Raw genomic sequence first — 7,234 nt, 5'->3', positions numbered from 1 at the left:
CTGGCCTCGCTCGTCATGGCAGGCAGCATGCTCTGCTTCGCCGCTGCGCCAATGGACATTCGTGCGGTCTATGCAGGCGGTTTGCTGTTGGGCGCCGGGTGGTCCGTGTTCTTCATACTCGCGCCGCTGCAAATCATCCATCATCTGTGCCCCAACGCGCGTATCCAGTACCTGACCTTCGTCTCCGGCACGCAAATGGCCGGCCTGGGCATGGCGGCGCCTTTGAGCCGCCTGATCGCCCAACATACCGGCTCGATCGCGCTGGCCTACCTTCTGTTCGCTGCGGCATGCGCGGTGGCGGCAGTCTGCGTCAAGATCGCCGGCGAGGCGATGAGGGATAGGTCCTGTTTGCCGATGACGCGCGTGGCCATTACCGCGACCGACACGTTGGCCCTGCTCAGGGCACGAACAGCAGTGCTGATCGCAATGATCGCACTGGCAGCCTGTGTCTTCGCCGGGCTGGCGACTTACCAGACACCCTATGCCGTCTCGCGTAACCTCAGGCCAGACCTGTTCTTCCTAACGTTCACGATAATCAGCGTGGCACTGCGCTTGTCGCTCGCGAGAACCATGGGACGCATCAAGCCCGCGCGACTGGCGCACGCATTGTTTTTGCTGACCGGCGCCTCGCTCGTACTGTTCCTGTTGAACCACGGCAGCACGACGCTTTATATCGTCGCTACCGCGCTGTTCGCCACGGGCTACGGACTGAGCTACTCGACCCTGAACGGCATGGCCGTGAACCTCGCCGGAGACCACGGCGTATCGGTGCCGGTGACTTCGCAAATCTTTACGCTTGCCTATTTCATCGGTCTGTTCGGATGCCCTTCCCTATGTGGCGTTCTGATTCACGTTTTTGGCGCCGATGCAATGCTCGTCGTCCTGCTAGGCGCCGCACTCGCCAATGTCGTGCTACTCGGCGTCATGCGAATGAAGGCGCATTTCGCCGCCTGACTTCTCCTTGAAAACTCCGTTCTTTAACGAGGTGGTTCGTATGCTGAATGAAACGCAAAAATCCAAGTGGCACGAAGATGGATATCTAAAAGTAGAGGGCTTTTTCGATCCGGTCACCCGCGAAAAAATTTCTGCTCTGGTCAACGATGTTTCGCGCTGGGAAATCAGCGACAACAAATGGATGATGTGGTTCGAGAAGACCGAGGACGACCGCAGGATCGTTTCAAAGGTAGAGAACTTTTTAGACTTCAACAACGAGCTGCGCGACCTGTTGCTGGCCGACAAGCGCATCCAGACGGCTGTCGAATCGCTTCTCGATGAAGATACCCGCATGCTCAAGGAACTGCTCATCTTCAAGTACCCGGACAGCGGCGGCTACCGTCCGCATCAGGACATCTATCACATCCCGCACAACATTCCCGAACGCATGGTTCATGCCGTGGTCGCCATCGGCATCGACGATTCCGATCCGGACAACGGCGGCCTGTTCTTCAGTCCGGGCAACCATCAGAAAGGTGTGTTCCCGATGGACGCCGGCGGCGTGATTCATCCGGAAGTGGCCGAGACGTTCAAGTGGGAACCCGTGCCCTGGAAGGCCGGCGACATCTTCGTCTTCGACGACTACGCGCCGCACTATTCGCAGCCCAACAAAAGTAACCGTTCGCGCCGCGTGCTCTATCTGGTGTTCCAGCGCGCCTCGACTGGTGGCCCCACGCGTACGGAATACAACAAACTGAAGCGTGCCTACAACCCACCCGAAGGAAAGGAATCGGATATCCACGATCTGAAGCCGCCAAATGGCATTTTCTATCGCACCTAATGTAATTCAGCGGAGGATGTGCGTGTACACAAAGCAGATTGACCCATCCATGATGCGGCCGGAATACGGCGTTCTTGTTTGCCGGCTGCTCGAACATCTGCCCGCTGGCCTGACAACAGCGTTCGGCACGTCGATTGTTGAGGTCGTGCCGGCGGGCGCTGTCAATCTGCACTCCCATTCCGAGCATGAACTGTGGGTACTCATTTCAGGCAAGGGAGTCTTCGAGGTGAATGGTCAGGCGCGGCCAGTCGCAGATTCAACGCTGCTCTATATCGAGCCGAATCAGGAGCACGCGATTCGCAATGCCGATCCGGCAGCGAGCCTGAAATTTCTATCGATATGGTGGGACTAACGTGACCACACGCACTTTTTTCGTTTGCCCCGCACCGCCCTGCCCGAACGGCAAGCTGCATCTCGGCCATATTGGCGGGGTCTATCTGCTCACCGATCTTTTCGTTCGCTTTCAACGCATGAGAGGTCACCGCGCCTACCATGTCACAGGTGCGGACGAGCATGGCACCTATACGGTAGTGAAGGCGCGCAAGCTCGGTCGTCCGATTGACGAAGTCGCGCAGTTGCATATCGACGAGATAATGGATTGCTTGCGGGCAATGCACATCGAGCCCGATGTCTTCATCAGAACAACGGACGCTACGCACAAGCAGAACAGTCTGAACATCTTTCGCGAGCTGGAAGCTGCAGGCTACATTGATGTGCGTGATGGCCATCAACTCTACTGCGAAAACTGTGACGAGTTCGTAGCCGATTCGCTTGCCGTCGGCCTCTGCCCCGCGTGCGATGCGTCCACCGACAGCAACTTGTGCGAAAACTGCGGTTTGGCGCAACAGCACTCGAAGTTGCGAACGCCAAGCCACACGTCGTGCGGCAAACCGCTATCGCTTCGCCCCATCGAACAGGCGGTTTTCGACGTCCCTCGCATGGCAGCCATGCTTGACGATGCGATCAAGGGGAGTGAATGGGATCAAACGATCCAGCGTAAAGCGCGTGCATGGTTGCGTGACGAATTGCGGCCGCTGCCTATGTCGCGCATTTTCGACCGGGGTGTGACACTTGAAGCACCCGCGAAGATTGCGGGGCAAACGTTGATGACGTGGTTCGAAGGGCTTTGGTGTTTCGAGACGGGGATCCGCCTGCAGTGCGCGCGCGACGAGGTCGACTACGACACCGTGATGCGCGACCCCGATACACGCCTCCTGTTTTTCATGGGCCAAGATAACCGCTTCTACTACACCATCGGCGTGACTGGCAGCCTGCTTGCGCGCGGCTACCCGCTTCCGGCAAATCATTCGATCCAGGACTTCTATAAATTGGAGGGCGAGAAATTCTCGACTAGCCGCGACCATGCACTCTGGGCAGATGAAGTATCCCGGCAGGTCGACCCGAGTGTGTTGCGCTATGCGCTCGCTCGGATTGCCAAGCCGTTCGGCACCAACAATAACGATTTCCAGATCGGCGAACTGATCCGGTCGGCTTCGCACATCCTTGCGTGGGAAAGCGCCCTCCGCCGCGATTCACTGCACTCGGCGAATGTCGATGGAAGCGGTCTTACGCCGGCGCACGACGACATAGTCCAACGTTATATCACCGCGATGGACCAGGTACGCTTCTGGAACGCCCTCGATCTGATTGACGAATACTTCGTCGCGACGGGCTTCGGCACGAGCCCGGAAACGTGGCGGCCGGTGCACGTATCCGTCTTTCTGAGCATGCTCCATCCCGTGATGCCAGTGCTGGCCGCACGCTATGGAAACGTGTTCTTTGGCGAGTATTGGACACCGGCACTCGGCGCAAACGCCACGCTATTGGCTACGCCTCCCCGAGCGACGGCCGAATTTCCGCCGTTCGGAATGCCGATTGCCGACTCGTTCATCCGCCAATATCAATCGCGCTTCCAGCGCGCCGTCGATGCCGCGTAACCAACGATGGAGCCAGTCATGTCGATGCGCAGTCGCACTTCGCTCAGTTATGGGGTATTCGACTACACCTCAGGCAAGGACACAGTCAACTTCGCCTATGGGCTTCCCGATCCTTTGACGTTCGCCCGCCTGCAATGGCCGGACCCGCTTACCGTCGAGACGGGCGTCAGCATCTCCGACCTACCGCAGTACACCGACGCCTATGGCCTTCCCGAACTGCGCGGACAGCTTGGCCAAAGGTACCGGATGGCGCGTGGCAATGTCATTCTGACGAACGGCGCTTCACAAGCCCTGCAACTGCTCGCCGATGCTTTTATCGACCCAGGAGACGTCGTGCTGACCGAGGACCCGTCCTATCTCGGGGCATTGCGCATTTTCTCTATTGCGGGCGCGACGGTGGTTCAAGTAGGTGCGGATTCCTCGGGTGTCGACCTCGATCTGCTCGAACAAGCATTGCTGCACGCAAAGGGGCGAGCCAGGTTGTACTACACCACTCCGGCGTTCCACAATCCGACTGGACGATACTTTGCACACCGGCATATGGTCGAGGTGGAGGCTCTACTGTCCCGCAACGGCGTGCGGCTGGTGCAGGACCTGGTTTATAGCGAGTTGCCCTATGATGGCGCGTCACCCGAGATTCTGCAGGCGGGCGGTAACATCATCAATGTGCATAGCTTCTCCAAAATCTCAGGCCCCGGGCTTCGCGTAGGCTGGGTGCTGGCCGAGCCGGAAATTGTCGACCGCCTAGCCCACCTGAAATGCGATGGAGGTGTGAGTCCCATTGTCAGCAATATGGCGCTCGCCTTATTGCAGTCGTCGTCTTTGGACGCTCACGTCGAACACCTAAGGACGCACTACCGGAGCAAGCGCGACGCAATGCATAGGCTGTTACAGGCCTGCCGATTCTGCGAACCGGATTACGAGATTCCGAGTGGTGGATTTTCGTTCTGGGTCTCGCTTGCCGAAGGCGTCGATTCCGCCGAATTGGTCGGCGAGGTGCGCCGGAAGCACAATGTGAAACTCGTCGAAGGAAAGCACCATGGACCGAGCGGTGCAGCCCGTGTACGCTTAAGCTTCAGTTATCTCCAGCCGCGTTTGATCGAGCGCGGCTTGGCTCAGATAGACGATGCGCATGCGAGCCTTCTGACATCGACGCGCTTTAAGCGGCGTGGCTAGAGAATGCCAAGTACTACGGATAGTCGGTGCGAGATGTACAAGCGTAGGCCGAGCGAAGACATCCACTGCGCCGCCCTCTACCGCAAACAAGTCGACGAACGCTTTTCAGCATGGCGCTAGGTCACTAATTTCGCTCAGGATTCGTCCGTTATATAGGCAGACACCCCCTTCGCGCGTGTCTCGGAACCAGTCAATTCCTGTGCGTTCTGTACGATCAGCACGTCATCGCTCTGCAGCCGATATCAACATCAAGACCTACCCGATGTAAACGGTATGGGATTCCGACCAAAATCGAAACAGGAGAGCAAGTGAGAAAACTGCTGATCGTGTCGATCGCCGTCGTGCTGATAGGCTATCTCTGCATCCAGCGGTATCGCGATTCAACGAGTACTGGATCGCTTTGGTGGTGTCCGATTTCGCTGAGAGTGTGAGAAGCGTCGCCTCGAACCCACCGCTTCATGTCATCAAGCAGCGCAACGGCGTGTGCCTGGCGGATGCGCCGTCGCTCTTCGAGCGGCTTTGCTCTTCGATGCGATAGAGTGCGCCAATACGCTTTAGTGCTTCGCCGGTGATCGACGATGGCCGGACAGCGTGCAGATCGTGCAGCTTTCGACGTGCGTGCGCCATGCATGCTGCCTCCTGAATCTGACCGCCCACGTACAGCTCCGCATAGCCCGCGAACGCGTCTGCCTGTAGCACGCCCTTGAAGTTGGCAAGATGCCGCTGCGGATGTTCGCCGCGACGATCGGGTGTATAGGCAAACCAGACCGCCGGAGCTTCGACGGAGCCACTGGGCCGATCATCGCGCACATACACCCAGAGCCGGCCGGTCTTCGTCCTGCTGTCGCGTGATCTGGCTGCTTGACGATACGCCGGCCAACCGCAGGCTGATTCACCGCTATATCGACGTGTGGGAGTATCCGGACGGACGCCTCGAGATCCGCGCCGATGGTGTCGCGCTGCCCTGTGTCCAGTACGACAAGCTTGCCGAGATCGACCAGGGCGCGGTGGTGGAGCACAAGCGTCTTGGTCATGCGCTGAAGGTAGCCCAGGCACTGCAGGCGCAGCGCGACAACCGCCGGATATCCGGCTCACCGTCACGCACGAACCGCGGTGAACCCGTGCGTACGAAGGCGCGGCTGCCTGGCACGAGGAAGCAGCGCGAAGTCACGCTCGAGGACTGGAATGCGGCAGTCATGGGGACACACCAGAACCCGGGAGGCTCGGTGCTAAAAACCCCTCCAGAGAGAGATAAAAGGACTGCAAAACGACCCTAACCCACCACCCAAAACCGACCCTCAACCCCGACATCTGTATCTTGCTGGAACCCCGACATTGCAATCTGGCCACGACAAATTTTGTGATTGATGTTACGGCTATTTAGTAATGTCCGATTCTGGCCAAGTTCAAATGTCCGCTTCCGTGGCGCGTAAGCTGACCAGCGGCCGGTACCTCGGCGCTGGAGGCTGCGGATGGCTGCGACCGAACGGATCACGATGACGATGCGCGAACTGGACAGGTACAAAGTGATTCAGGATGTCGCCGATGGCGTGCTCAGACCGTGGCGGGCTACGAAGCGACTTGGGCTGACGACGCGGCAAATCCGTCGTCTTGTCGGCCGGCTGCGTGAACACGGACCGCAAGGACTCGTGTCAGGTCGGCGCGCCATGGCCAGCGCAAACGGTGAGCTGGTCACACTGTACAGGGAGATCAGACGGGACATCCTCGACCTGCAGAAGGAACCTGGCTGAGAGGGTGCCAGTGCCGTCGAGCGGCTCGCGCGCGATCTCGAGGCAGTGTTTCCCAACATGCGCGGGTTCTCGCCCGGCGGCCTCAAATACTGCGTACATGCGCGCGCAAGCCTTTCGCCTTTGGGAATTTGTGCAACAGCCCGTTGCATAAATACCGTGCTCGCACGCTGCCACACTTCTCGACAAGCTAGACGGCGCAGCTCGGCGACTCTGGTATGCCCGCCTGAGATAGCGGGAATGTCCTGCCCCGGCGTGTCTACCGTCCAGAATAATCAGTAAGCGCCCAGGAGGCGATCCAGCGCGGCCGTGATCCGGTCACGGTGTTCGACAAGCGAACCGGTCTTCGGCCCCAGTTCGCTTAAGGGCACGGCCGCGACAAACGCCGGATGCAGGATGCACCGGATGCCGCCGATATCGAATGATGGCGTGAAGTCCGCCGGGAGCTTCCCGGGCGGAAAAGCATCAGCCTGAATCAGCGGTACGACGACGCGGGTATTTCCGCATCCTGTTAGTACTACTGTGTCACATAACTAATTGCGCGCCCTATTGTCGTACAGGAGGAGAGCCATCGTTGCATGAGCCTTAGTCCAAGCAGG

Annotated in this window: 5 protein-coding genes and 4 pseudogenes; 7 read left to right on the top strand and 2 right to left on the bottom strand. The window is 58.8% G+C overall.

Features of this window, described 5'->3' with window-relative positions:
* From HWY30_RS40150 to HWY30_RS40130, 5 genes are all read left to right on the top strand, one after another.
* On the top strand, nucleotides 1-954 hold a 954-nt coding region (locus HWY30_RS40150; protein ID WP_176079042.1), incomplete at its 5' end, for an MFS transporter.
* A gap of 40 nt (nucleotides 955-994) precedes the next feature.
* Entirely contained in the window at nucleotides 995-1,774 is a 780-nt protein-coding gene (locus HWY30_RS40145) for a phytanoyl-CoA dioxygenase family protein (RefSeq protein WP_090811383.1), read from the top strand.
* Nucleotides 1,752-2,126: a cupin domain-containing protein gene (locus tag HWY30_RS40140; RefSeq protein ID WP_244145205.1), complete on the top strand. Its 375-nt coding sequence runs from the start codon at nucleotides 1,752-1,754 to the stop codon at nucleotides 2,124-2,126. The genes HWY30_RS40145 and HWY30_RS40140 overlap by 23 nt, the downstream gene beginning before the upstream one ends.
* A 1-nt stretch (nucleotide 2,127) precedes the next feature.
* On the top strand, nucleotides 2,128-3,711 hold the full coding sequence (locus tag HWY30_RS40135; protein ID WP_090811387.1) for a class I tRNA ligase family protein: 1,584 nt from the start codon (nucleotides 2,128-2,130) through the stop codon (nucleotides 3,709-3,711).
* An 18-nt stretch (nucleotides 3,712-3,729) separates the two neighbouring features.
* Nucleotides 3,730-4,887: an aminotransferase-like domain-containing protein gene (locus HWY30_RS40130; RefSeq protein WP_090811932.1), complete on the top strand. Its 1,158-nt coding sequence runs from the start codon at nucleotides 3,730-3,732 to the stop codon at nucleotides 4,885-4,887.
* 375 nt (nucleotides 4,888-5,262) lie between these two features.
* Here HWY30_RS40130 and HWY30_RS40125 read toward each other — a convergent pair.
* Nucleotides 5,263-5,733 (bottom strand): annotated as a pseudogene (locus tag HWY30_RS40125) (IS66 family transposase); the annotation flags it as partial.
* On the opposite strand from HWY30_RS40125, the pseudogene HWY30_RS40120 reads away from it, so the two are divergent.
* Nucleotides 5,733-6,164, top strand: a pseudogene (locus HWY30_RS40120) (ISNCY family transposase); the annotation flags it as partial. The pseudogenes HWY30_RS40125 and HWY30_RS40120 overlap by 1 nt on opposite strands.
* Nucleotides 6,165-6,359: 195 nt before the next feature.
* Nucleotides 6,360-6,569 (top strand): annotated as a pseudogene (locus tag HWY30_RS40115) (helix-turn-helix domain-containing protein); the annotation flags it as partial.
* A 341-nt stretch (nucleotides 6,570-6,910) separates the two neighbouring features.
* On the opposite strand, the pseudogene HWY30_RS40110 reads toward HWY30_RS40115, so the two are convergent.
* Nucleotides 6,911-7,123 (bottom strand): annotated as a pseudogene (locus tag HWY30_RS40110) (CcdB family protein); the annotation flags it as partial.
* Nucleotides 7,124-7,234: the final 111 nt, after the last annotated feature.

Origin of the sequence: Paraburkholderia tuberum STM678, assembly GCF_902833905.1 — a bacterium.
GTDB lineage: Bacteria > Pseudomonadota > Gammaproteobacteria > Burkholderiales > Burkholderiaceae > Paraburkholderia > Paraburkholderia tuberum.
The sequence above is the reverse complement of the archived record's forward strand: the minus strand, read 5'-3'. Positions and strand labels throughout refer to the sequence as shown.

Coding starts and splice junctions, on each gene's coding strand:
- HWY30_RS40140 (WP_244145205.1), top strand. CDS start 1,752: ATGGCATTTTCTATCGCACCTAATGTAATTCAGCGGAGGATGTGCGTG.
- HWY30_RS40145 (WP_090811383.1), top strand. CDS start 995: ATGCTGAATGAAACGCAAAAATCCAAGTGGCACGAAGATGGATATCTA.
- HWY30_RS40130 (WP_090811932.1), top strand. CDS start 3,730: ATGTCGATGCGCAGTCGCACTTCGCTCAGTTATGGGGTATTCGACTAC.